A 25,344-nucleotide genomic window follows, 5' to 3' on the forward strand; every position below is an offset into this window, starting at 1 on the left:
ATTCCCGGTCCGTCAACGAAGTCGGGGAAAGAGGAGAGCCGCGCTGCTCGCTAATCGGCCATAGCGGGCGTTCCCGACGAATCAGACGAAAGTCCGCTTTCAAGGCGCGAGACGACCCCAACCGTGTATTATGCTTTCCTCCGGAAGCCATGCTCAGCCACAAGCCGAAAACGGCCGAAGGCGCCGCAAATGCCCGGACTCGAACTATTCGGAGCAGCGGCGTCACCAAACCAACAATAAAATTCCGTGCATGAAGATAACAAATAGCGGTCGAGGAATTCATCAGCGAGAAGTACCCGGTCTGGATAAGTTACGAGGACTTCCGGACCACTGGCATGCGTTCACCAATCTCGATCTAGCTCTTCCTGGACGAGGGATGCGGGAGATAGATCTCATAATCGTCACAGAAGATCGCTTGCTACTTGTGGATCTAAAGGATTGGTTGGGCCCCATTTCTAGCCGACACGGCAATTGGTTCAATGGAGAGCGCGACCATGGCCGGTCTCCGGTTCACAAGATCGCCGAAAATGTACGAGAACTGTTTCCGCTGCTCAAGAGGTTCCTCGAGCGAAGCAGGCGCGATTCGAACGGGAGCAAGCTGTCTGCACCTTGGCTTGAGGGGGTGGTGGTTCTAACCCAAGCATCAGATAGGTCTGGCGTGTCGCCTGCAGAACAGAACCGCGTGTTCAGTCTCGATCCATTCATGCGAATGATCAAAAACCCGCTGGAACGCAATAACCAACTCGGGAAGGCTTCGTCACGGCAAGACGATCTCACCTCGCCGGAATGGATTGCTCGATTTCGTCAATTTTTCAACACTTCGAGCGAGATTTTCCAAGCGGGCACCCGGAGATACGGCGGATTCGTTGCGAAAAGTGAAAACCCGACCTTCGTGCATCATTCAGGGATCTATTCGGAGTTCGAAGTCGACGAAGAAGGCGTGGCAATGTCCTCCGGATTGCTTCGTCGATGGGATTTTACCAAGGCAGAAACGCGCTTCCAAACCGAAGAAGGGCGGACATCGATAGTCGGTCGAGAAAAAGCAGTCATTGCTTGGCTGGATGATCGGAACACCGATACCGGCTCCCGCCTCATCAAGCCGAGAGTTGACGATCAAGAGCGTGGAGTCGCCTACTGGGAGGTCTTTGAGCGGCGACGACGACTGCGGCGGATGTCCGAATTCTGCAAGACAGATCTCGCCGGTGCAACGCACGCTGAACGGGTTGAGCTCGCTCGGCAAGTCCTTGCATCTGCCAAAGCTCTTCATGACTTAAACGTCGCCCACCTGAACATAGGGCCTCATAGTATCTGGATTGAACCCCCCACTACTGTCAAGTTTTCCCACCTCATGACTGCTTCCTTCCCGGAAGTAAACACACTTGGGGAAAGCAGATTTCAGTTTCTGTCCGCGGTGTCCGCGCCAGAGGATGTATTGGAACATCGGGGAAATCCCCAGCAGAAGGATGTCTTCTTGTTGGGATGCGTGGTACATCAACTGATTTTCGGCAAACCGGCCGAAGGCGAGCCTCCTGAGTGGAAGGCGTCGGTTGATGATGGCCGGGAATTTGATCATCTGCACGCTTGGTTCGATCGGGCTCTCGACATGGACTGCGCAGCGCGGTTCGATAACGCAACAGTCATGTTGGATGCTTTCAATGCTGCAACCGCCGGAGTGTCCAGTGTTAGGACGACCATAGAAGGGCTGGAGCGCTTTAGAAGCGTGAAGTCGCAGCGCGTCATTTTCCAAATTTACCCGGAAAAGGAATTGGTCAGCGAGAATGACCGAGTTGTCATCTGGAAGACCGATACGTCCGATGGCCCAAGCATCGCGAAGCTGTGGAAAATTGAAGCAATCGGCGATATCAGTCGCGAAGGCTCCCGCGTTCTCGCGTTTCTGGAGGGCGTGCAAGCACTCATCGAGTCCCCAATTCCCGGCTCGGCGACATTCAGAAAGGCCCATTGGACAGGGGATGCTATCGTCGTTGTGCAGGATCTGATTCCCGGCAAGACACTTTCCGAAGCAACTGAGTCGAAAGCGCTTTTTTCCGATCCTCCTGCCTTAATTCGCTTTTTAATCGCCCTCATCGATGTTGTTGATGTGCATCATCAGAGGTCCATGGCCCACGGAGATATCAAGCCGGATAACATCATTCTTTCACTGGTGCCGGATTCATCAGAGCTGTCGCCCGTCCTCATTGACCTTCTTGATTTTTCCCCCTCTAGTGATGGCGAGCGACTTTCGCCAGCATACGCTCCGCTGTCCGGTGGTCGTTTCGAACGCGACCGATTCGCGGTCGCAAAGATTGCTGAGGAGTTGATTGCTGGAGCGCCCTTGTTGACTTCCGTCAGTCTCGGTATTGCCGCTGCGATCCAGATGTGTAGATCGGGACCACCTGCGAATGCAACGCTGCTGCCATTGAGGGAAGCGCTGGCGCGCGCTTTGATGCCGGAGGAGATAGAAGCGTCAACCACGATCACAATCGGGCTTCTAGGGGCGGACCTTGGCGTGATGTTACCGGATGAAGGGAAGTACTGGATATCTCGGTTTGGGCCTACTGTATCAATCAGAGGTGCGACGGAAAAGTTGGAGCTGAGGCTCGACGACAATGGCAGGCCAACGTTTGGGAAGAGAAGCTCGGTATCTCAAGCGACAATTCAGCGAGGAAAAAAATTCGAGCTCGCATCATTTACTGGCGAAATCTCATTTGTCGCTGGTCCCACGGATCTATCGGAAGCGGCAGATTTGCTGATTCGACCAGAAATATCCGCAGCCTTCAAAGAAGGGATTACCCGCGGCAGTTCTGAACATGAAGGCGAAATCACATCAGATCGCGATGCTCAAGCCACCGAGGAACTTGAAGATGCGATCGAAGAGAAACTTGACGCGACTGCTGCACAAGCCGCTCATTTCTCGGTTCGACAGCTGTGGGAGCACATTGTTCGAGTAGAGTCGGAGTTGAAGCCCGAAGCGTTGTGTCTTGGAGAGAGTAGTTTCCGCAAAGATGCGCGCCGCCACGTCGTTCCTATTCAGATGACGGCGAGCGACTATGACTTTGACCGTAACGATGTTGTCACCGTTGAGAAGCTCGATGCGAGGGGGGATTGGATTCGAGTTGGTCTGCTGGACCTCGCGTTGTCCAACAAGGACTTTATCGCAATCGAGAGTGGCATGGGGCCTACGCGTCACGCCTTGCTTCTGGAAGGAAGCCGAGTGCGCTTTCAAAGTCGCTATGAAAACACCAGCATTGAAAGACGCGAGGCCGCCACATCGCGCATTTTGAAGGGAGCTTCTGTCCGGGCGGGTATTGCTGACATATTCCAGCCGGATTCCGGTTGTCGGCCCCATCGAAAGGGTATATCGATCGACGAAGCTGCGTTGGTAAGATACCAGCTGAACCCGGTCCAACAGCAAGCCTTTAAGGAAATCGTTGATTTACGGCCGCTCGGTCTGCTCCAAGGGCCTCCGGGGACGGGTAAGACGCGCTTCATCGGCGCGCTTGTGCACTACGCGTTGACGCACGGCCTGGCACGCAATGTATTACTGGCCAGTCAGTCTCACGAAGCGGTCAACAACGCCGCCGAGGCAGTTCTTGATTTATTCGGCAGCGACCGAGACTCGCTGAGCCTCATCCGCGTAGGTCACGAGGATTCCGTTTCTGACAAACTCAGCCCATATCATGCAGGTCGGGTAGAAAAAGCCTACAAGGACCGGTTTCTTGCAACACGATCTTCTAGGCTCGCAGTAGCGGCTCGGGCCGTTGGTCTCGATAGTGACGTTGCCGAACGTGTCCTCTGGTTCGAAGAAGCTGTACAACCTGTTCTCGCCCGGATATCGCATGCGGCGACCGACCAAGCGGGCGATGTCGCGCGTCAGCGGTCACTGTACGATACCGTAGAGCATCTCCTGGCCTCAAGAGGGCTTCGGATCGAGCTTCAAGAAATTGCTCCCGATGAGGTCCAGGACTTGGTGACGTCGTTCTTTCTCTCGTCGTTTCCCACCGAGCACGCGAGTGCAATCGAAAAGTATCGACATGTGATCGAGCTAACTCGTGACATCATCGGGACTGTTTCAACTTGGGAGAGGAGCTTTGAGACGTTTCTAGCGGGTACCCGAAGAGTTGTTGCCGGAACCTGCGTTGGCTTGGGTCGGACTTCGCTGGGATTGACGAAAACCGAGTTTGACCTTGTGATCGTTGACGAAGCCGCGCGCTGCACCGCTAGCGAACTCGCGGTGCCTATGCAGGCGGGGAAATGGATTGTGCTTGTCGGTGATCATGCCCAGCTAGAGCCTCAACATTCACCAGACGTCGTTGAATGTGTTTCCGAAAACCTCGGGATTTCAATGCAGGAAGTCAAGAAAAGTGACTTCGAACGGGTCTTTGATTCACCTTATGGCCAGCAGGCGGGATCAACGTTGACCACGCAGTATCGGATGCTTCCCCCGATTGGTCGTATAGTGTCAGGTGCGTTCTACACATCGGCTCTTGAGAATGGCCGCGACACACCATTGATCGAAAGCACCGCACTGCCCGCACAACTTGCAGTTCCGCTGACCTGGATCACTACGGATGCGTACGGGCGAGCCGCATTCCAACGAACGCCGAAGGGTAGTCGGGGCAGCCTCATCAACGAGTACGAAGCCGATGTCATCATTGACCAGCTTAAGCGCTGGGCGGCTCACCCGCCGTTTGTCGAATGGCTCTCGGCACAGCACCCTGACAAACAATCTATCGGCGTGATCTGTGCGTATGCGGCTCAGCGGGATCTCGTCTGGAAGAAGGTGCAGGCGGAAAACCTGCCCCAGGCTATGAGGCGCGCGCTGAAAGTCGATACGATTGACAGCTACCAGGGCAAAGAGAATGTGATTGTTCTGCTTTCACTCGTCAGAAACAATGATGACGGACCGACTGTCGCTGGAAAAGCCACAATTGCACCGGGATTTATGGCGCGCAAGAATCGAATCAATGTCGCAATAAGCCGTGCGATGGATCGTCTCGTCATCGTGGGCGCCTTGCATGGATGGCGGAAGGATTCACCACTTGGGAAAGTAACCGATGCTTTTTTTGCAGAGGTCGGACGAGGGGACGCGACCGAACTCGACGCGAGTCAATTGCTCGCACAGGCCTTGTCTTCGGCGAAGACTTCAAAAAATGCCAAAGCGAAGTCGAACTTAAAAAAAGAAGAACCGGAGACGACGCGATGAATGATGTTAAGCGAGGGACCCTGTCCTTGCAGAGAGAGAAGCCTTCAGATGCTGCGGAAGCGGTACTGGAGCAGCAGATCCCCGTCGGCGTATTCGACTTACTGCTTCCGAGTAGACAGTTTGTCGTTCATCATAAGGTGGCGGTCCTTACAAATGTCTCGTTGACCGCAGAGTTTCTACTTCGGTTACTGTTCAATCTAGATAGTCTTTCTGAAGAAGACATCGGTGAATTCTTTGCATTCGGCGACGAAGAAGTAAACTTCATCGTGAACGAGACGCACTCGAAGGGATATGTGGAACGGCGGAGCGGACGAGTAGAGCTAACGCAGGCCGGGTACGACCTGTTTAAGGATAGCGACAAGCCCCAGGTGTTCGAGATCGTTAAACGCACTGAGAAGGTCGGATTTGATCTTCTCTCTATGGCGCCGTCGGAGAGGAGCTTCCTCTCTGAAATAGAGTTGGCGTTCTCGGAGCTCGTAGTCGAAGATGATTATCGTGCCAGCAAAGCCTCTCTTGAGGTTCCGGATGCGTTCCGTCGCCACTACCGCGAAATAGTTGGAAAAAAAGACAGGGACATTACGGCTGGCATCAAGCGAACGCTCTACTCGATCGACACTGTTATTCCTTCGGACCGGTTCTCGTCGATCGTGCCGGTTGTAGCGGTAGCTACTTCTCGCAATCCTGCGAATCCTGAAGCGCTGTTCGAAGCTTGGCGAACGACTCACGAACTCGATGACCGCCCAGAGGTGGCGCGTGCAGTCGCGGCATTTCTGGACAATCTAAAGGTATTGGTCCGACCGGACGACAGGCGAGCGTACGACATCTTGCTTGGTGTGGCGGAAGACTATCTGAAGGAGTATCGCACCCGTAATGGTCTAAGCGTCTCGCGCTACTTTAAGGAAATGACGCAAAGAGCCGGAGAAGTGCGCGCAGATCGTCCAACGATTGGCATCGTTGGACCACTGTATGCATCCGGGAACATCGAGCGTGTCATGAAGGTCCTTGAAATTGCCAATGAGCGGTCTACTGCGTTAATGGTCGAACAGTTGGTTTGGGTGATCCCGAAAAGCTCGACGTGGGGAATGTCTAGGGGGGTAAAGAAGTTGCTCGAGCGCATAGCGGGTGAAAGTCGACCGAAAGAGGAGCAAGCGAATCAGGCCGCTCTCACCGAGACTGCGATCACATCGGGAAAACCAAGTGGCCATGTCAGAAAGATCTTCGAAACAATTTTTACTCGCGATGACGATGGGGCGATTCCAGATGCCCTTGAGATACTCTTGATACCGCAGCGGCTCGTTGCCGTCATCGTGCACGCACCGATAGGGCTTGAGCGAGGTTTCCCGGTTCCGCTGGGAATCCTGAGCTTCGATTCGAAAGTTCTAGAGACGGTTAGGGAATATTTAGTTGATCGGCTCCCTCAATTTATAAGACGGTTCGATTCGGGCGATGCGATGGATATACATAAGCTAGTCAATTCGGATGGGATAGCAACTGCTGACGGAATCGCCGCCTCGAACTCGAGCGAAGTGCCGGGCCAGTCACATTAGAACCGAGAGAGGGAAAGACTAAGTCCAAGGTGACCGTATTTGCTTCTGTAGTCAGACATCTGAGTACGCGGACCCAAGGCCGCATCAGATGGCTAAGGACGCCCGCAACCACTGCGAATCTGTCCGGCCGAGACGTCCGCTTCTCAGCCGGTCGCGGCTATTTGCTCGGATCCAGGCGGATGTCCGCAAAGGCCGAAGCTCGCACACCGGTCATCCGACAGGGCTCGGCCACTAAGCGCCGTTCGATGCCAACCCTAGCGAGACGTTCGAATGTCCGATTGGCCTTCGAAAGCGCCCCTCCGTTTCTGACAAAACCAGGGCGCTCGCGTAGGTAGCCTTCGGCGCGACTCCACTAGGGGTGCGTAGACGCTCGCCTGCGAAAGCCGACGAAGGTCCGCGCGAGGCGTCGCATGCGTCGCGCGCGAGATTCGTGCGCCGCCGCGACCAGGAACATGGGTCACACCGATCGACTCTGCCACCCGATGCGCGGGAGTTTCGCGGCGTGACGCTGGGACTGTCAGAACATGATCCAACCTAGATGGAAGCCGCAGGCAATCGAGATTCCGTCGCCCAGCGCAGGCCGACGGCCAAAATACAATGTCGTTCGGCCGCATACCTGGTGAGATGATTGTCGACGCTTACGATTCGATCATTTCGATAACGGCCTTTGATAGTGCCGCGGCCGGTTCGCCGAGACGATCGACCGCATCGAAATGATGCCCATCGGCTTGTCGGACGATCCGCACGTCCAGCCCATGGTTGTTCAACAGCGTCTGATACTCAGCCTGCAACCTATGGAACTCGTCCGATTCGTCGCCGCCGACGGTCAGGATGAAGGGCAACGGCCGCTTGGGAAGATGAAACTTCGGGCTATACGCGCGTACCTCCGCCTCGTCTAATCCCACGACCTTATTGAGGTAGCAAAGACGAATCGGTTCGAGATCGTACAGACCGCTGATTGCGCAGGCGCCCTTCAGGACATCGTTCGGCAGGCCGCGGCTCTCCCAGTCCGTCCCCGCAAGAATGGCGGTCAAATGTCCGCCCGCAGAGCTTCCGGATACGAAGATCGCGTTGCGATCGAAGCTCAGTTCCTCCGCGTTTCGATACAGATTCGCGATGGCCTCGATGTTGTCAGACACGATATCGGCCATGCGCACGGAAGGCGCCAGCCGGTAGTTGATCACGGCAACGTTGATGTCCGCATCCAGATACGGGCGGGCGACAGTGCTGAAATCCGACTTGTCAAGGGACTGCCAATATCCCCCATGAATGAAGACCAGCACGGGGCGCCCGTTCGTCCTGGCAGGAAAGAAATCGTACGCCTGCTGCGCGTCGTTCCCGTAGCGAAGGTCTTCGCGGACCGTGTGCTCCGCGCGAAAGCGTTTGCTTTCCGTTTTCCACCTTGCGAACACTTCGAGATGGTCTGGAATGCCCGCGCGGACGTTGTATTGATCGTCGAGCGCCTCTTGATCGAATGAGCGGTAAACCGGCATGCTGTACCTCGAGAAACAGATGAGTGTTTGAATGATCGATCCGGTCCGTGGATCGCCTTCAACCGTACCGCGACTCGGTTTGGCCGGCGCGCGCGCACGTGACAACGATCAACGAGGAAACGCCATGTTCGGAAAGAGCGAGGACCGTGAGGATTATCAGGCAATCGCGCGGCCCGTGGGAGGGATGGCCCGTGACCTGCCGGACCGGTTCTTTATCGACTATCACGCGCACGTCCGAGGTCAACTCATTTACGCCTACGCGGGATCAATACTGGTCACTGCCGACGGCGGCTCGTGGGTCGTGCCGCCCCAACGGGCCGTTTGGGTTCCGCCAGGGGTCAGGCACTGCATGCAGGCCGTCGGCAAGACCGAAATGCGCACGCTCTACTTCGCGCCGCAGCGCACACCGCTCGACGCGTCGAACTGTTGTGTTGTCTCCATTTCTCCGCTTCTTCGGGAACTGATCGCGGCCATCGTCGCGATGCCCGTCGACTACGACGAGCAAGGACGAGACGGACTCGTCGTCGAGCTGCTCTATCGCGAGGTAAAGCCGTTACAGGTCGAGCCTTTGCACTTGCCGATGCCGGCAGACGAGCGCATCGCGCGTATATGCCGCTGGATTATCGCGAACCCAGCAGAAGAAACCTCGCTCGAGTCCTGGAGCAAAGTTGTCGGGGCAAGCGAGCGGACCATTATCCGGCTCTTTCCGGATCAGACGGGCATGACATTCACGCGCTGGCGTCAACAGGCGCGATTGCTGGCAGCGGTCCAGATGCTGGCCGAGAACCGCTCGGTCACCGAGATCGCGTCGGTGCTCGGCTATGACAGCCCGAGCGCCTTCAGCGCGATGTTCCGCAAATCGCTTGGACGAAGCCCCAGCGAGTTTTTCAGGGTGATGTCGGAGTGATGAACTTGGCATTTGCGCGATAGAGCGCGACCTATCCGCGAGAGCATGACGCCCACGTCCTCTCCAAAATGATGTTGAGCCGCCTCGTTCCGGCGGCGTCAAGGAGAGAAGATGTCAATCTACGATCGCATTAAGGAATCGGGTCTCAGCTTGCCCGTCCATACACCGGTCCGTGCAGCGTTCAAACCATTCAATCGACACGGAAACTTGCTGGTCATCTCCGGGCAGTTGCCGGTTCGTGACGGCAAGGCACAGTGGACCGGGTCTGTGCCGGAAGTAGTGTCCGTCGAGGATGCACGCAGCGCAGCGCGACTCTGCGTGCTCAACGTGCTTGGATGGGCGCACTTGGCGACCGACGGCCACCTCGAGCGCATCTCGAAGGTGCTGAAAGTCGGCGGTTACGTTGTCACGTCTGAAGGCTTCGCCGATGCACCGACGATCATCAACGCGGCGTCGGAATTGATCAATCAGCTCTTCGGCGAGCGTGGCGAACATGCGCGCATCGCAATCGGCGTCGCGAGCCTGCCGATAAATGCGCCGGTGGAAGTAGAAGCGACCTTCGTCGTCGAAGACTGAGATGACTATGACGCGCGGTTACGCGGACGTTCTCGTCGGCCTTCAGTATGGTGATGAAGGCAAGGCCAAGATCATCGACCATCTGGCTCACGCCTACGACATCATTGCTCGGTTCAACGGCGGTGCCAACGCGGGGCATACGGTCCGTACGCCGCTGGGAAGCGCGAAGCTAGCGCAAGTGCCATCGGGCGCATTTCACCCTGACAAGCTGCTCTATATCGGCTCGGGCTGCGCGGTGAACCTCGAGAAGCTGGCCGGCGAGATTGACGGCCTCGAACGCGCCGGCCTGACGCTCGACGGACGGTTGCTCATCAGCGGCCGTTGCATCGTCGTCCAACCCGTTCATGTACGCATGGACGTGCTACACGGATCGGACATCGGAACGACAGGAAACGGCATCGGTCCGTGCTATGCAGATCTCGCGCTCAGAATGCGCTCCAAATGCCGTACCGTCGTTCAACTTCGCGATTTGCACAAGAACCTCGACCTCGCCTTCGGACAGATGGCAGCGTACGACCGCCTGTCGGCACCTTGCTCCAAAGCGCATGAGGCCGATGTCGCCGCCACCTTCCATCGACTTCGGGCGGCGTGGACGCGCATCTTGCCTTTCGTGACGATGGACGACCTATTCCTGACGCGACTGGTGAGAGCGGGCAAGCGCGTGCTTTTCGAGGGCGCGCAGTCGTTGCAACTCGACGTGTCGCTAGGCGATCAGCCTTATGTCACGTCGAGCCATACGAGTGCATCCTTCGCCTACGTCGGTGGCGATCTCTCGTGCCACTTTCACCGCAAGACGATCGGCGTGGCGAAAGCGATCGTGTCGCGCGTGGGTGCGGGGCCGTTTCCCTCAGAATTCGGTGGCATGGCGTCTGCGTCCTACTGTGCTCGGGCCGCCAAGGAGGGGACCGGGCGCGAAGCCGAACGCGCGAGGTTCGATCCGCGTGCGCTTCTTGCATCCGGCGATCCGTTCGAGCTTGGCATCGCGCTGCGGATGCTGACGGACGAATACGGCACGGGCAGCGGGCGGCCCCGGCGCATCGGCGCACTAGACGTTTCGCAGCTTGCCGACGCGGTAAGCCGTCACGCCGTAGACGAGATCTATCTCAACAAGTGCGACAGCCTCGCCCTGTTCCCCAATAAGGCGTCGGGCGCCATTCCGGTGTTCGATGAAACGTCGCTTCGCTGGTTCCCTTCCTTCGCGGGACCGTTGAATGAGAGTTTGCCCCCTTCGCTGCGCGGTCTGATCGCGCATATCGAGCGACGCACCGGAAGCCGTATCGCAGGCATAGGCACAGGTCCGGCCCGAGACGACATCATCTGCTTTCAATGAACCACATAGACAATGACCCCATCCTTCCTTAACGTTCAAATGCGTCGAAGCGATCTCGCATGGACAGACTGGCCATCGATTCTCGCTTTCCTGAAAGACGAACTCATTTGTCGAGTCGCTGTACACGACAAGCCTTTTCCGTACGTGCTCGCGCAGAGCTTCACCTTTACGGGCGATGCATTTCTTATTCACTGCTCTCGTTTTGGTAGCTTCGCCCAGAAGCTGCGCGAGAACGGACACATCACCATCGAAGTGGACAGACCTGTTTCCTTGCTCAAGGCGCCCAAAGGACAGAATACGAGTCTCGAGTATTACAGCGTAATCGCCCGTTGCCACGCGTCCATCGATCACAACACGGAAGCCGTTATTCGCCACCAGAATCAGGCGCTAGACAAGTTTCGCCCAGAGAAAGACTATTCTCCAATCGAACAGGGCGCGGCCAACCAAATCATTGTGATTCGTTGCGCCGTAATTGAGATGACGGCAAAGAAGCGCATTCTCGCCGACGGTCAATATTCTCCGCCTGGTCAGCCCCCGGCTCCGTATGTTCGCTACCCGTTTGCCGCAGGCGCGACTATGTCCGGCCTCGCTCCCGACGCGTTTGATCCCAATCGATTTGCAAAACGGAATCAGGGCGACGCATAGCGCGTTGCGCGGCAGCATAACTTGGCGTAAGCGCGACCATCGACGACATTTTCTAACGCGCCTGCCTTCTTTTGACGACTGATAGTGGTCATGCCGCAGGGAAGTAATTCGGCAAATACACGTACAGGAAGTCACCGAGGAGAAACTCGAATGAAGATGGGCAATGTCGACGTCACATGCTTTGGCGTGGCAGACCGGCTCGAAAGACTGCCGGTTTGCGGTTACCACCGCTGGCTATTTATGATCATTTCGCTTGCGTTTTTCTTTGACAACGTCGACCTCGCCACCATGACGTTCGTTCTGGGTTCAATCAAGTCGGAGTTCGGTTTGTCGCCTGCGCAAGCCGGCCTGCTGGGCAGTGCAGGATTCGTAGGGATGGCCTGCGGTGCCGTCTGCTCGGGAATGCTAGCCGATCGTTTCGGACGTAAGCCGGTGTTCCAGATCAGTATGGTCGTGTGGGGAATAGGAAGTTTGCTGTGCTACACCGCGAGTGACGCGACCGAACTGGGCATTTACCGCGTGCTGCTGGGCATCGGCATGGGCATGGAGTTGCCGCTTGCTCAGACGCTCCTGTCTGAGTTCATTCCGGCGAAGAGCCGCGGTAAGTACCTCGCGCTCATGGACGGAAACTGGCCAATCGCGTTTGTGTGCGCGGGCTTGCTGTCCTACGTGGTGCTCCAATCGCACAACTGGAGAATGTTGTTCCTCATCGAATCGATTCCCGCCTTGTTTTTGTTCGTCATCCGCCGCAGCGTGCCGGAATCTCCGCGCTGGCTCGAATCGCAGCGACGTCATGAAGAAGCCGAGGAGATCGTCTCAAGTATCGAACAGACGGTAATGAGCAAACTGAAGATCGACACGCTTCCGCCGGTCACGCTTTCGGTGGACGCCCGTCATCATGAAGCGCGCGGTCTGAAGGTGCTTTGGTCCTGCGCCTATCGTCAGCGGACCATGATGGTCGGCGTGCTCTGGTTTTTTGCGCTGTTGGGCTTTTACGGACTGAACACGTGGCTCGGAGCGTTGCTTCAGGCATCTGGTTCTGCGGTGACAAAGTCCGTGCTGTTCACGGTGTACATCTCGTTGGGCGGCATCCCGGGTTTCCTGACCGCTGCGTGGGCCGTCGAACACTTGGGCAGAAAAGCGACGTGTGTCGCAACCTTGCTCGGTGGGGCGATCATGACCTATGTCTTCGGTCATGCAGCGCAATGGGGTGCGTCCTCAGCGGGATTGATCATAACGGGTGGCGGAATGCAGTTCTTCGCCTTCGGCATGTGGGCCGTGCTCTACGCTTATACCCCCGAACTCTATCCGTCGCGTGCTCGAGCAACGGGTTGCGGGTTCGCGTCGTTCTGCGGACGGATCGGCGCATTGCTCGGGCCTACGCTCATCGGCTGGCTCTTGCCCGTCGTACAGCAAGGCGGGGTATTCATTTTCGGAGCAACGTGCTTCGCTATCGCATCGCTCGTTGTACTGCGATTCGGCGTCGAGACACGCGGCGAAGTGCTCGAAGCCGTGTCGGAGTGACGTGATAAACGTCAGGACGTTTTTATCAACATTGTGTCAAAGAACCACGCCAACCGACCCATATGACCCAAGACAAACGAGCCGCGCTTGCTGCCGAGGCGCTCAACTATCACGAATTTCCAACTCCGGGGAAGATCGAGATAGCGTCGACCAAGTCGATGCTGACGCCGCGCGATCTAGCATTGGCCTATACACCCGGCGTCGCCAGCGCCTGTGAAGCGATCGTCGAAGATCCGCTGAACGCCGCGCGTTTCACCGCGCGCAGCAATCTCGTGGGCGTCGTGAGCAATGGCACGGCCGTGCTGGGTCTCGGCAACATCGGGCCGCTCGCGTCGAAGCCGGTGATGGAAGGCAAAGCCGTGCTGTTCAAGGAGTTCGCCGGCATCGACGTGTTCGATATCGAGCTGAACGAAAGCGATCCGCACAAGCTCGTCGACGTGATCGCCGCGCTCGAGCCGACCTTCGGCGGCATCAATCTGGAAGACATCAAGGCGCCGGACTGCTTCATCGTCGAGCGCGAATGCCGCAAGCGCATGAAAATTCCCGTCTTCCACGACGATCAGCACGGCACGGCTGTCGTCGTCGCGGCGGCGATCACGAACGGGCTGAAAGTGGCCGGCAAGAATATCGGCGAAGTGAAGCTGGTCGCTTCCGGCGCGGGCGCGGCGGCGTTGGCATGTCTGAATCTGCTCGTCGATCTCGGCATGAAGCGCGAGAACATTTTCGTGACGGACCTGGCCGGCGTCGTCTACAAGGGCCGCACGGAACTGATGGATCCGGACAAGGAACTCTTCGCGCGCGAAACGAGCGCGCGCACGCTGGCCGAAGTGATGGAAGGCGCCGACGTGTTCCTCGGCCTCTCGGCAGGCGGCGTGCTGAAGCAGGACATGGTGAAGGGCATGGCCGCGAAGCCGCTGATTCTCGCGCTCGCCAATCCGACGCCCGAAATCCTGCCGGAACTCGCGCTCGAAGTGCGCCCGGACGCGGTGCTCGCGACCGGCCGCACGGACTATCCGAATCAGGTCAACAACGTCCTCTGCTTCCCGTTCATCTTCCGCGGCGCGCTCGACGCAGGCGCGACCACGATCACGAAGGAGATGGAGATCGCGGCGGTCAACGCAATCGCCGAACTGGCGCGTCAGGAGCAAAGCGATATCGTCGCGACGGCATACGGCATTCAGGATCTTTCGTTCGGTCCGGAATATCTGATTCCGAAGCCGTTCGACCCGCGTCTCATCGTGAAGATCGCCCCGGCCGTGGCGAAGGCAGCGATGGAGTCCGGCGTGGCGACGCGTCCGATCGAGGACATAGACGCCTACGAGCAGCATCTGCAGCAGTTCGTGTATCACAGCGGCACGACGATGAAGCCCGTGTTCCAGCTCGCGCGTAGCGTCGAGCCGGAGAAGAAGCGCATCGTGTTCGCGGAAGGCGAAGGGGAGCGCGTGCTGCGCGCGGTGCAGATCGCTGTCGACGAGAAGATCGCGAAGCCGATTCTGATCGGCCGCCCGGCTGTCATCGAACAGCGCATTCACAAATTCGGCCTGCGCCTGACGCCGGGCGTGGACTTCACCGTCGTCGATACGGATCACGACGAGCGCTACCGCGACTTCTGGCAAACCTATTACTCGATGATGGCGCGCGAGGGCATCAGCCAGCAGATGGCGAAGCTCGAAATGCGCCGCCGCACGACGCTCATCGGCTCCATGCTCGTCAAGAAGGGCGAAGCGGACGGCATGATCTGCGGCACGGTCAGCACCACGCATCGTCATCTGCACTTCATCGATCAGGTGATCGGCAGGAAGGAAGGCGCGAAGGTGTATGCGGCGATGAACGCGCTCGTGTTGCCGGGCCGTCAGATTTTCATCGTCGATACGCACGTGAACGTCGATCCGACGCCCGAGCAGCTCGCCGAAATCACCATCATGGCGGCGGAGGAAGTGAAGCGCTTCGGCATCGTGCCGAAGATCGCGCTGCTGTCGCATTCGAACTTCGGCACGAGCAACGCGCCGACCGCGCAGAAAATGCGCAACGTGCTGGCAATTCTGAAGGAGCGCGCGCCTGATCTCGACGTGGACGGCGAAATGCACGGCGACGTCGCGCTCGATGCGCGTCTGCGCAAGGAGGTGCTGCCGGAATCAACGCTCGAAGGCGACGCGAACCTGCTGATCCTGCCGAACATCGACGCGGCGAACATCTCGTATAACCTGCTGAAGACGGCGGCGGGCAACAACATCGCCATCGGGCCGATCCTGCTCGGCGCGGCGAAGCCGGTTCACGTGCTGACGGCGTCGGCAACGGTGCGGCGGATCGTCAATATGACGGCATTGATCGGTGCATACGCAAAGACCAAGGGAGCGCCATGAGTGCAGATGACAGACTACATCGACTGATCGGAGGCGATCGCTTGGCGCAAAGGCCGAAAGGGAACTATAAAAACATCACACGGTGGGGAGATCTTGTCTTCGTCTCGGGTAAATCCGCGGGTAGATCCGTCGACGGCAAGATGCCCAAGGGCCGTTTAGGGCAAACGCTGTCGCTCGATGACGGGATCGCATTCGCACGTGACGCGGCTCTCGAGCTACTGCTGACGCTGTGCGAAGAACTTGGATCGCTCGAGCGCGTGCAACAAGTACTCGACATACAGGGCTTCGTCAATGCGGACGCTTTGTTTGAAGAACATGCGAAGGTACTCGACGGTGCTTCAGATGTTCTCGTTGACGTCCTTGGTGAGGCGGGAATACACGCGCGTTCGGTTTTCGGATGCGTATCATTGCGTGGAGGTCAACCCGTGATCTTGCGTGCCGTCGTCGGACTGAAAACCTCACCGCGAGGAAAGCCGCTTCAATTTTCGCCGGATTCTCGCTGAAGCCTATTCCACAACGACGAAAATTTTCAGATGTCACTGATGCCGGACGACGGAAGATATCCGATTCGAGACATTAGCATTGATTCTCGTCGGGTGACCGCGTTGGGTCGCGAGTTCGCATTGGCGGACGGCGTGGCAGGTCATTCGCGACAGGCTAACGTGCGAACGGCCGGAAAGCGGCGGTCAGCCGCCTGCCAAAGTTTGATGCTCGAATGACCGCAAAGGCCGAGTTGCTGCTCGGGGCAGGCCAACTTGCGTGACTGGTCCGGTCTTTTGTCAGTGCCGCGCCGATTTGCACGTGGGTTTTCCCAGCGTCGAACAGCCTAAAACGAATTTTTGTTAGCAATCTTGTTTTCGTGCGCGGTCTTGACACGCTGCTCGTCGGGCAGGTCATTGTAGCGTTGCCAGAAGCCGCGCCCTTTCGGCTTCGCGACATACATGGCGATGTCTGCATTGAGAAGTAAAGCGCGCGCGCAGACGCTGTCTTGTGGAAACTCGCTGATGCCGACACTTGCGCCCACAACCACCTGTCTCCCGCTCACGCGAAGATCGCCTTCCAGCGCTCTCACAATGTCCGCAGCGAGATCCGCCGCCGATCGGCCTGCATGGGTCGACTCAAAACGTATAGCCGACCGATAAAAACGTCACGATCGGATCCAATTTCAGCTTGGATTCGCTCTTGACCTGCCCGACGGCGGAGTTCGTCGTGAGCGTCGCGCGTGCGGATAGCCACATGTACGACACGGAGAATGCCGCAGACCAGTGCTTACTGAAGTTGTATGAAAGCCCAGCGTTCAGAACCGGCGCGAACGAGCTGCCGATATGCACGCTAGTCGGGCCCGTCAGCGCGGTGCCGGTTTGCGGCGAATAGAGGAACGCGCCGTTGGCCATTTGCTGGCTCAGCTTGACGTCAGAGAACCACACATACGAGGCGCCCGCACCGACATAAGGGCGAAACTTGCTCTGCGCGCTAAGGAAATAGTACTTGAGCAGTAGCGTCGGGCTCCACTCGCGAGCCGTACCCAGTTCGCCCAGCGGCCTCAGCGTGCCCTCGCCGTTGAGATGAAACTTCGGCGGTACGCCCGTCACGGCTTCGACCGCAATGTGGTCGGTGACGAAATACTGCAGGGTCAGTCCAAATGTATCTGCATCGCTTACCGACGCGCTTGCGCCTTGTTTCGTGACCGTCTGACCGAGCGCGGTGATCTTGAAGGGGCCACTCGAATCCTGCGGCGCGAAGTGCATCCAGCCGGCACTGACCTGGATATCGCCGGCCGACTGCGCATGTGCGCTTGTCACGGCCGCGATGCTCATGGCTGAGAGCGCCGCGCATGCAATGTGTTTCAGCTTCATTTCTTCTCTTCTTATTTCAGATTTCAATGGGTGACAGCGAGCGCCTCCGCATCGCCTGAGCACCGGGGTCCGAGGGCGATGAACGCGCAACAGGGGAAAGCAGGTGAACCGGCAGTCTCTACAGGCAGCAGTCGAGACTCACCTTGAAATACTCGTAGCTCATTTCGATACTGCGCTTCACCGCGTGCACCTCGTCCACGCCGGGCGCGTTGCCGAGCAGCGTCGCGACGATCTCGAGTGCTTCCCACGGGTGCGCGTCGTCGTAGTGCGCGTGCAGGCTGAGCCAGCGCATGGCCTTGCGGCGCATCGACGTCGGAAAGCTGTTCGCGTACGTGTCGCTGCTGCAAACAAGCATCGACCACTCGCCGGTGACCCCTTCGATCGCAAAGTTGGTCGCGGCGATGCTCGCGGCCAGCGGATCGCCGCTGCTGCTCTTCCAGCACCAGTGCGAGAGCGCGTAAGCGAGGGACGGACCGCTGCCTTTCATCAGTGCGCGCTTGTTGACGTCATGCGCAGCTGCCCAGTCCACCCAATAATCGGCGTGGTTTTGCTCGACGCGGATGTTGCGGGTCAGATAGCGCCGCGCCAGATCCTCGCCGCGCGAATGACCATAGCGCAGCTTCTGCAGATTCATCGCCATGTACTGCGGAAATTGCTCGACGACCGGCCAGCCGTTGACGAGGAACGCTTCGGCCTGTCGCGAGGTGAGCTGCGCTTCACGCATCGCGGCAAAGATGGGATGGCCGATGACAGTTTGCTTGGTCTCGCTGGTTTCGTTGAGCACGTCGCCCAACCAGGCCGGATAGCTGGCGATGTGCTTAAAGTCGCCAACCCGCTGAAAAGTGGGATCCAACATCTCCTCCTACGTCATTGCAAGAAATTCAACGTTTTGCGCCCAGAGGGCCGGTCGGCCCACATGGAATCCCTGAACGAAATCCACACCCATCGCGCTCAGCGCGCGCAGGATCGCTTCGTTCTCGACGTATTCCGCGATGGTCAGACGCCCCATCGAATGGCCGATGTCGTTGATCGCTGCCACCATGTCCTTGCTAACGGCATCCTTGAGCATGTCCTTGATGAATCCGCCGTCGATCTTGATGTAATCGACCGGCAGGTGCTTCAGATAGCCAAACGAAGACATGCCCGCGCCGAAGTCGTCGAGCGAAAACTTGCAGCCGCGCTTCTTCAACGTGCGGATGAAACGCGCGGCGGCCGTGAGATTGGCAGTCGCAGTGGTTTCGGTCACCTCGAAGCAGATGGACTCAGGGGCGATGGGGCTGAGTTCAAACTGTTCGGTCAGAAATTGGAGAAAGCGTTCGTCGCCGATCGAGGCACCAGACAGATTGATCGCGTATTGCACGCCCTCGGCATTGCCTATCTTGGCGAGCGTCGTGAACACGGCGCGCACAACCCAGCGGTCGATCGCGGACATTAGTCCGTACCGCTCGGCCGCAGGTAGAAAGGACAGGGGCGATACGATCTTGCCGCCTTCGCCGACCATGCGCAGCAGCAGTTCCACATGGCGCGGATGCTGCTTGGATGCGTCGTTGCTGTCCGCTGGTTGGATCGCGCGGATCTCCTGCGCGTAGAGGCAGAAGCGATTGTTCGCCAGCGCGTCCTTGATGTGACCGCACCACGACATCGCGCTCGCATGGCGCGTGAGTTCCTTGTCGCCGCGCGAGGCAAGGTGCACCCGGTCGCGCCCCCGCTCTTTGGCGAGGTAGCAGGCGATATCGCCGAAGCGCATCGCCGTTTCCATGTTGAGGCCGCGCAGATCGACGTGGCCGATGCTCACGCTCGTCGACAACGTGTGTGTTTCGCATGACCACTTGAACGCGGCCACTTCTTGTCTTAGGCGCTCGGCGACGTTCATCGCGGTTTGCTCGTCGCATTCGGTCATGAGCGCGGCGAATTCGTCGCCGCCTAAGCGCGCGAGCGAATCCTCGTCGCGAAGACATCGCTTGAAGAGGGCGGCCACCTCGCGAAGCATCGTGTCGCCCGCTGCGTGTCCGTAGGTGTCATTGACCACTTTGAACTGGTCGAGGTCGAGCATCATGAGCATGCTGGACTGCTGCGCGCGCGCTATGCCCAATTGCGCGTCGAGCGACGCGGACAGGCGCCGCTCGAACTCCGTCCGATTGAGCAAGCCCGTCAATCCATCGTGCGATGCCTGCCACGACAGATTCGAGACGTATTCACGCTCACGGGTCATATTGCGTAAGAGCAACACCGCGCCCGTGATCGTATCGGACGTATCGTGGACAACAGACGTGATTGCCTGTACCACGGTCTCCGTGCCCTTTTGGTTCGTCAGTACCAGGTCCGTGGTCGGGTCCCAAGGCTCGGTGCCGCGCAGCGCCTGTTCATTGGATCAACGGGACGCCGGTCCCATTCGCGTGCGATGGAGACAATCGCGGTCAACTTGTGCTTCACGCAACTGCCGGCTTCACGACAAAAGAGGCGCTCAGCAGCCGGGTTAATGAACTCGACGAGGCCCGTTGGCCCGACAGAGACGACGGCTTCCCCGATCGAGCCGAGGGTGGCTTTTGCGCGCGCCTCGCTTCGCCTCAACGCGAGCTCCGAGGCGAGTCGCGCCGTAATGAAGCGGCGGGCGTACCACACGGACAACGAGACAAGAAGTGCCGCGACGACGACGTTGATGCCGAAAAGCAACAACGCCGTTTTTCGGAATGCGGAGCCCAGTACGTCGGCGAACGCGCGCGAAACGGGTGTAATCGCGGAATTGACGTTCCAGATCTCGCCCGTCAGCAGTTCGACTTCCAATTGGCCGGGTGCGCCGGCGGATTTGGCGACGCGCAGTTTGTGAGCGGTCGCGACGAGCTGATCAACAAGCGCGTCGCCGCGTGTCCAGTAGGTCACCGCATGTTCGAAGTAGCTGGCGCGGCGGAAGGTGCGGAAGACCCAGATGACCGAGCTGGCATCAGCGGAGTCGACGCCGCTCTCGAGTAGTGCTTGCCGGGCTGTACCGAGATCGGGTTTGGCACCTTCGAGCGCAAGTCGGGCACGCTTCAGGTTGAGCGGATAAGCGATGGCGCTCCCATACTGACGAAAGGCCTCTTCATCGCCGGTCTGTGCATAGCGGATGAGATAGAAGACCGCGTCTTTCTGGCCTTTGGACCAGGTGCTCTCACCCCCGATATAGGCGCGCACGGACGACATGATCGAGAGGCTCGTCGCTACTGTGGCGGGTCTCATTTTGTCGCGACGCGCAGGACACCGATAAAGGTGCCGTCAGAACCATTCCGAACGGTCGTCCTTTGCGGTGAAGCCTGTCGCTTCGATTTATAACGGCATGAGGAATATGAACTTGAGGCTCTACTCGAAATCTTGAGCGTCGAATAGTACCTGCGAAGAACGTGCTAAAAAGCGTTTGTAATAGGAAAGAGTGCGAAGTGTTGTTTTTATCGCATGAGGCATCTAATCTGCATCCGGAGGCCTTCGCAGCGTTGCAGAGTGCGCCGCGCGGGAGGAATACTTCGCACCCCGTTAAAGAACGATTGTGCGGAATTTATGCCGCGCGTCGAGAACGACATTGAGGTTTCCACGAACGACCCCGTCTCGCACGTATGATCCATTCGCAAAGCAAAGGGGCACTTGCTATGCGAGGTCGGGTTTCTTCAACGTCCGCTGGAAATGTCGCGCGTGCTTGTGACCAAGTCGATCTGAGCAAGAAGGGCCGAGGCAATGCGTAGTTGCGCCGGCAGGAGATGGCTCGTCGCCAGAATCGCCGAAACGCGAACGCGCCAATAGTTAAGCGGGAGAGCGGCCTCACGATTCCGGACGGCCATCGCGATCATGTTGCGCAGATGCGCAAGTTCGGCGTCCGTCGATCGCAGCTCGCTTGAACTCGTAGGGAATTTAGCTCTGGCTTCCATTGCCAGTTTATCGGCACGTCACTGAATTTCCTGAGCACCTCGACCGACGCGCTCAATCATCTGGCTCAGGGAAGCGAGTCTCTGAAGATGGTCCAGACGTCTTGATGTTGGATGCCAAAGCCGCCCACAAGTCCGCGTTATCGTACCGTTTGATTCTCGAGCCAGTTCGCGAGAACACCACGTCCGCCGCAGACGCGGAGTGCTTCAATCGGTTGGCGCATGCTGCCAAAGTCGTCGATGAAGAAACCGGAGTTGTCAACTGGAAAGCCTAGCAACTCGGCTTTCAGGGCGGCGGTGCCACCGAGAACGGTATCGTTCCCACGGCCGTCGAAACGCATGAAGAAATCGTCTTAACGTGATGGGATGCTCGCGCGGGCGATCGTTGCGGCTGCGATGGGCGAATCCACTTTGAATCGAACTCCGACAACAGCTTAGCAAGGCGCGCGACCCGAAGACTAGCGAGCGCAAAGGGGCTGAAGACCGCCTCATCTTCGCCGACGAGAACCGGTTCCACTTTGGGCGAGACACCTGCTGAAATCGACGCGCCTTGGTGGTCGCTCGGTTAATGTTCAAAAAACAGATGTCTTTTTTTGCGCGAAGCAGGCACCAGCAGGCGGACACCGATTCCGGAATCTCTCGTACACGCTAATCCAAGCGTCAAATTGGGCGACCCACCATTGTGGTCACCGGGGTACCTACACATGCTACGCAGAAGACATCGGGACATCCAAAAAGGCATGGCTGCATTCGCTTGGCTACGAGCTTTGCAGTTTTGCGAGCGAACGCAAAGGTTACGAGACTGGTAGTTATCTTAGTAGCCGTTGTCTCGCGCGCTGAACGCTCGCCAACACGATGCCGGACCTGACCACAGGTGGCAACGTGCGGTTCGGGTTCCCTTAAATTGTGATCGGGTCGCGCCCGGGGCCGACGTCCGAACATCTCCTTCTTATCTCGTTGCCGCGCCGTCGTGACATGAAATCTCAGCGCGCTCGAGCCGCCCATTTGCCGCTCAGTCAGGTCCAGCACCGCTTGCGAGCGTTCATATTTACGACCGGCTTCTCGGTCGGCCGTCTCCGCACGCTTCCGCAGCCGCAGCCGCAGCCGCAGCCGCAGCGGTCGTCGAACAGGCCGAAAGTTCGAATAAGACGTTTTCGCCACGACCTAAGAGGAAGCTCATGGTGTTAGGGCGGGACGAGGGGGCGCGTTCGCGTGCGGTGTCACGATCGCGGAAAGCGATGAGGATCATAAGCGGAACCACGACTTGGCAAGATCAAACTTTGTAGGGAATACACTTGGCAAATTCCCGCGCTTCGCATACCGGTCTATGTGCGGCCCTGAACTTAGAACGTGTTAGGAGACACCTTGATGGTCACACGTCGACGGTTTCTTGCGGCTAGCGCCGCGTTAGTTCCAGCGTCGATGCTTCATACGTTGCCTGCTGGCGCAACACCGCCCAGAGTCACCGTGCTCGGCAAGGCCATCGACGGCATCGTCAACGGCTTCGATCCTGCGGAAGCCTACGATGCCAGTTCGGACGTTCTGCCGAACCTTTATCGAACCCTCTTGATGTACGACGGCGCCACGCCCGACAAGCTCACGGGAGATCTTGCAGAGTCGTGGGAAATCGGTGGTGACGGGCACACGTATCGCTTCAATTTGCGGCGTGACGCGAAATTTGGCAGCGGCGAGCCGGTTACGGGCGCGGACGTCGTCTACAGCCTACAGCGCGCGGTGAAGATGAATAAGTCGCCGAGCTTCCTACTGACGCAGCTAGGATTGAACGCCGGCAATGTCGAAAGCGTGATCCGGACCACGGATGCTCACACGGTGACGTTGATGTTGCCCGAGCCCCGCGCCGGCGGACTTGTGCTCGCGACGCTTTCCACAACGGTTTCCGGTATCGTCGAAAAGACGGTGGTGGCCCGGCACGACGTGAACGGCGACATGGGCAACCTGTGGCTGCGCAGACACTCGGCGGGCGCTGGATCGTTCCGGCTAGTCGACTGGCAGCCTGCCGCGCATATCATTCTCGAAGCCAATCCGAACGCGTCGGTGCAACCCAAGCTGCCGCGCCTCGTAATCTGGCACATGGGCGAGCCGGCAACCGAATCGCTGCTGCTGAAGAAAGGCGATCTCGATATCGCGCGCACGCTCGGTTCGGACGAACTCAAGGCGCTGGCAGGCGACAAGTCCATCAAGGTAATACCGACCGATTCGCTCGTTCTCATCTATGTACAGATGAACATGGCACACCCGATCTTCCAGAAGAAAGAGGTGTTGCAGGCGGTCAAGTGGGCCATTGACTACGATGCGATCGCGGCGAATGTAACTCCCGGGCTGTGGAGCAAATGGCAGTCGTTCGTGCCGCGCGGAACACCGGGGGCGTTAGCCGTTCAGCCGTTCCGTAAGGATCCGTCGAAGGCTCGTGCACTGCTCGCAGCGGCGGGCTATCCCGAAGGTCTCGACGTTACCTTCGATCACCCTAACGTATGGCCGTTTCCCGATATCGCCCAGGCGATGCAGGCGGATCTCGCGCAGGTCGGCATTCGTCTTCAGCTGCTCGCCGGCGACTACGCACAGGTGCTCGCGAAGCGGCGGGCGCGGCAGCATCAAATGCAGATCGGGCGCTTTGGTGCTGACCACATCGACGCCAGTTCGTTCGCTTCGTATTTCGTGCCGAACACCGACGACAGCGACACGACGAAAATCAAGAACGGTGCCTGGAACAACCACTTCGTCGATGCGAAGCTGACCGCAGCCGCGCTCGCCGCCAACCGCGAACTCGATCCCGCGAAGCGCGTGGCGATGTATCAGCAAATGCAAAAGGACTTCTGGGACGTGGCGCCGATGGCCTTTCTGCTGCAGAAGCGCGACGTCGCGGTGACCCGCTCCAGCGTGAGCGGGCTGGAAATGGGACCGATCGACGCCTACACCCGATATGCCGGAGTAGAGAAATTATGAGCACGTTGAACACAAGCCGAATCGGCTCCGGATTTAGGAATTCGGCATCGGGACTGGTAGCGGTTTTCGCGACTTTGTTCGGCCTGCTGCTGGTGACCTTCGTCATCGGCCGCGCTATGCCCGTCGATCCCGTCCTCGCCATCGTCGGCGATCGGGCCGCACCCGATGTGGTCGCGCGGGTGCGTCTGGAACTCGGGCTCGATAAGCCGCTGACCGAGCAGTTCTGGATCTATCTGCAGCACCTGTCGCACGGCGACTTCGGCACGTCTGTGATGACCGGGCAATCAGTGCTCGGGGATGTTCTGCATTTCTTCCCTGCGACGATGGAGCTCGCGACCACGGCGATTTGCATTGCGGTGCTGCTGGGCGTACCGCTCGGCGTGCTCGCCGCGGCGCGCGCGGGCTCCCGGCTCGACTCCGCGATCCGTTTCATCAGTATTACCGGGCAGTCGACGCCGGTCTTTGTTCAGGCGCTGCTCTGCCTGGTGATCTTCTACGTGAAGCTCGATATGGCGCCCGGCGTCGGCCAGCAGGACATCGGTTATCTCGGCATGGTACCCGCGCGGACCGGCGCGCTTGTGATCGATGCCGCCTTGGACGGTCAGTGGGACGTGTTTCGCGACGCGCTCGCCCACCTCGCTATGCCCGCGCTGATGCTCGCCTTCGTCAGCATGTCGATGATCGTCCGAATGACGCGGACCCTGATGCTCGACGCCCTAGCGGGCGAGTTCTTGATCACCGCACGCGCTAAGGGTCTCTCGCCGATGCGGGTCCTGTGGCGACACGCGTTCGCCAATGTCTCGGGACGCCTGCTGGTCGTGATTGCACTGGCCTACGCCGGTCTGCTCGAAGGCGCCGTGCTGACCGAGACGGTCTTTGCATGGCCGGGCCTCGGACAGTATTTGACGCGGTCGCTGCTCAATGCCGACATGAATGCAGTCTTGGGCGCGACGATCGTAATCGGAACGGTCTACGTCACGCTGAACTTCATCGCTGACGTCGGTTACCGGATGCTGGATCCGCGTGTCAAACAAAAGTGAAGG

Annotated in this window: 19 protein-coding genes and 1 pseudogene; 12 read left to right on the top strand and 8 right to left on the bottom strand. The window is 58.4% G+C overall.

Annotation, left to right across the window (positions count from 1 at the left end; genetic code table 11):
• Positions 1-250: 250 nt before the first annotated feature.
• From NCS02_RS36550 to NCS02_RS32490, 3 genes and pseudogenes are all read left to right on the top strand, one after another.
• A pseudogene (locus NCS02_RS36550) lies at positions 251-625 on the top strand (nuclease-related domain-containing protein); the annotation flags it as partial.
• A gap of 78 nt (positions 626-703) precedes the next feature.
• Complete coding sequence (locus tag NCS02_RS32485) at positions 704-5,203, top strand: AAA domain-containing protein (protein ID WP_250523560.1); 4,500 nt, start codon at positions 704-706, stop codon at positions 5,201-5,203.
• Positions 5,200-6,750, top strand: coding sequence for a hypothetical protein (locus NCS02_RS32490; protein WP_250523561.1), 1,551 nt, complete (start codon positions 5,200-5,202; stop codon positions 6,748-6,750). Before NCS02_RS32485 ends, NCS02_RS32490 begins: the two co-directional genes overlap by 4 nt.
• Positions 6,751-7,388: 638 nt before the next feature.
• On the opposite strand, the gene NCS02_RS32495 is transcribed toward NCS02_RS32490, so the two are convergent.
• Positions 7,389-8,243: an alpha/beta hydrolase gene (locus tag NCS02_RS32495; RefSeq protein WP_244808702.1), complete on the bottom strand. Its 855-nt coding sequence runs from the start codon at positions 8,241-8,243 to the stop codon at positions 7,389-7,391.
• A gap of 31 nt (positions 8,244-8,274) precedes the next feature.
• Here NCS02_RS32495 and NCS02_RS32500 point away from each other — a divergent pair, with 31 nt between their 5' ends.
• The 7 genes from NCS02_RS32500 to NCS02_RS32530 all read left to right on the top strand — a co-directional run bounded on the left by NCS02_RS32500 (position 8,275) and on the right by NCS02_RS32530 (position 16,091).
• Entirely contained in the window at positions 8,275-9,150 is an 876-nt protein-coding gene (locus tag NCS02_RS32500; RefSeq protein WP_309790861.1) for an AraC family transcriptional regulator, read from the top strand.
• Between the two features lie 111 nt (positions 9,151-9,261).
• Positions 9,262-9,726 carry a RidA family protein gene (locus tag NCS02_RS32505; protein WP_244808701.1) on the top strand — a complete coding sequence of 155 codons (465 nt, stop codon included), beginning with the start codon at positions 9,262-9,264 and terminating at the stop codon, positions 9,724-9,726.
• 1 nt (position 9,727) lies between these two features.
• Complete coding sequence (locus NCS02_RS32510) at positions 9,728-11,056, top strand: adenylosuccinate synthetase (RefSeq protein ID WP_244808700.1); 1,329 nt, start codon at positions 9,728-9,730, stop codon at positions 11,054-11,056.
• Positions 11,057-11,068: 12 nt separating this feature from the next.
• Positions 11,069-11,701 (top strand): pyridoxamine 5'-phosphate oxidase family protein, encoded by a 633-nt coding sequence (locus NCS02_RS32515; RefSeq protein WP_244808699.1) that lies wholly within the window; start codon positions 11,069-11,071, stop codon positions 11,699-11,701.
• Between the two features lie 150 nt (positions 11,702-11,851).
• Entirely contained in the window at positions 11,852-13,225 is a 1,374-nt protein-coding gene (locus NCS02_RS32520) for an MFS transporter (protein WP_244808698.1), read from the top strand.
• Between the two features lie 62 nt (positions 13,226-13,287).
• The gene (locus tag NCS02_RS32525; RefSeq protein WP_250523562.1) at positions 13,288-15,588 is read left to right on the top strand and encodes an NADP-dependent malic enzyme; all 2,301 of its coding nucleotides are present in this window, start codon (positions 13,288-13,290) and stop codon (positions 15,586-15,588) included.
• On the top strand, positions 15,585-16,091 hold the full coding sequence (locus NCS02_RS32530; protein WP_244808696.1) for a RidA family protein: 507 nt from the start codon (positions 15,585-15,587) through the stop codon (positions 16,089-16,091). Before NCS02_RS32525 ends, NCS02_RS32530 begins: the two co-directional genes overlap by 4 nt.
• A gap of 323 nt (positions 16,092-16,414) precedes the next feature.
• Here NCS02_RS32530 and NCS02_RS32535 read toward each other — a convergent pair whose 3' ends face one another.
• The 7 genes from NCS02_RS32535 to NCS02_RS32565 form a co-directional block, all read right to left on the bottom strand.
• Positions 16,415-16,660, bottom strand: coding sequence for a nucleotidyl cyclase domain-containing protein (locus NCS02_RS32535; RefSeq protein WP_250523563.1), 246 nt, complete (start codon positions 16,658-16,660; stop codon positions 16,415-16,417).
• A gap of 46 nt (positions 16,661-16,706) precedes the next feature.
• Positions 16,707-17,438 (bottom strand): OmpW/AlkL family protein, encoded by a 732-nt coding sequence (locus NCS02_RS32540; protein ID WP_502800918.1) that lies wholly within the window; start codon positions 17,436-17,438, stop codon positions 16,707-16,709.
• A 124-nt stretch (positions 17,439-17,562) separates the two neighbouring features.
• Entirely contained in the window at positions 17,563-18,300 is a 738-nt protein-coding gene (locus NCS02_RS32545; protein WP_250523565.1) for an iron-containing redox enzyme family protein, read from the bottom strand.
• A 6-nt stretch (positions 18,301-18,306) separates the two neighbouring features.
• Positions 18,307-19,656 carry an EAL domain-containing protein gene (locus tag NCS02_RS32550; protein WP_250523615.1) on the bottom strand — a complete coding sequence of 450 codons (1,350 nt, stop codon included), beginning with the start codon at positions 19,654-19,656 and terminating at the stop codon, positions 18,307-18,309.
• Positions 19,657-19,754: 98 nt separating this feature from the next.
• Positions 19,755-20,624: a diguanylate cyclase family protein gene (locus NCS02_RS32555; protein WP_250523566.1), complete on the bottom strand. Its 870-nt coding sequence runs from the start codon at positions 20,622-20,624 to the stop codon at positions 19,755-19,757.
• 458 nt (positions 20,625-21,082) lie between these two features.
• Positions 21,083-21,340 carry a hypothetical protein gene (locus NCS02_RS32560; RefSeq protein WP_250523567.1) on the bottom strand — a complete coding sequence of 86 codons (258 nt, stop codon included), beginning with the start codon at positions 21,338-21,340 and terminating at the stop codon, positions 21,083-21,085.
• Between the two features lie 137 nt (positions 21,341-21,477).
• Positions 21,478-21,678, bottom strand: a complete 201-nt coding sequence (locus NCS02_RS32565) for a hypothetical protein (RefSeq protein ID WP_250523568.1) — start codon at positions 21,676-21,678, stop codon at positions 21,478-21,480.
• A gap of 1,027 nt (positions 21,679-22,705) precedes the next feature.
• On the opposite strand from NCS02_RS32565, the gene NCS02_RS32570 reads away from it, so the two are divergent.
• Positions 22,706-24,301: an ABC transporter substrate-binding protein gene (locus tag NCS02_RS32570; protein WP_250523616.1), complete on the top strand. Its 1,596-nt coding sequence runs from the start codon at positions 22,706-22,708 to the stop codon at positions 24,299-24,301.
• Entirely contained in the window at positions 24,298-25,341 is a 1,044-nt protein-coding gene (locus tag NCS02_RS32575; RefSeq protein ID WP_250523569.1) for an ABC transporter permease, read from the top strand. The genes NCS02_RS32570 and NCS02_RS32575 overlap by 4 nt, the downstream gene beginning before the upstream one ends.
• The last annotated feature ends 3 nt before the right edge of the window (positions 25,342-25,344 follow it).

Origin of the sequence: Caballeronia sp. NCF2 (assembly GCF_023631205.1) — a bacterium.
In the GTDB taxonomy this organism is placed as follows: Bacteria; Pseudomonadota; Gammaproteobacteria; order Burkholderiales; family Burkholderiaceae; genus Caballeronia; species Caballeronia zhejiangensis.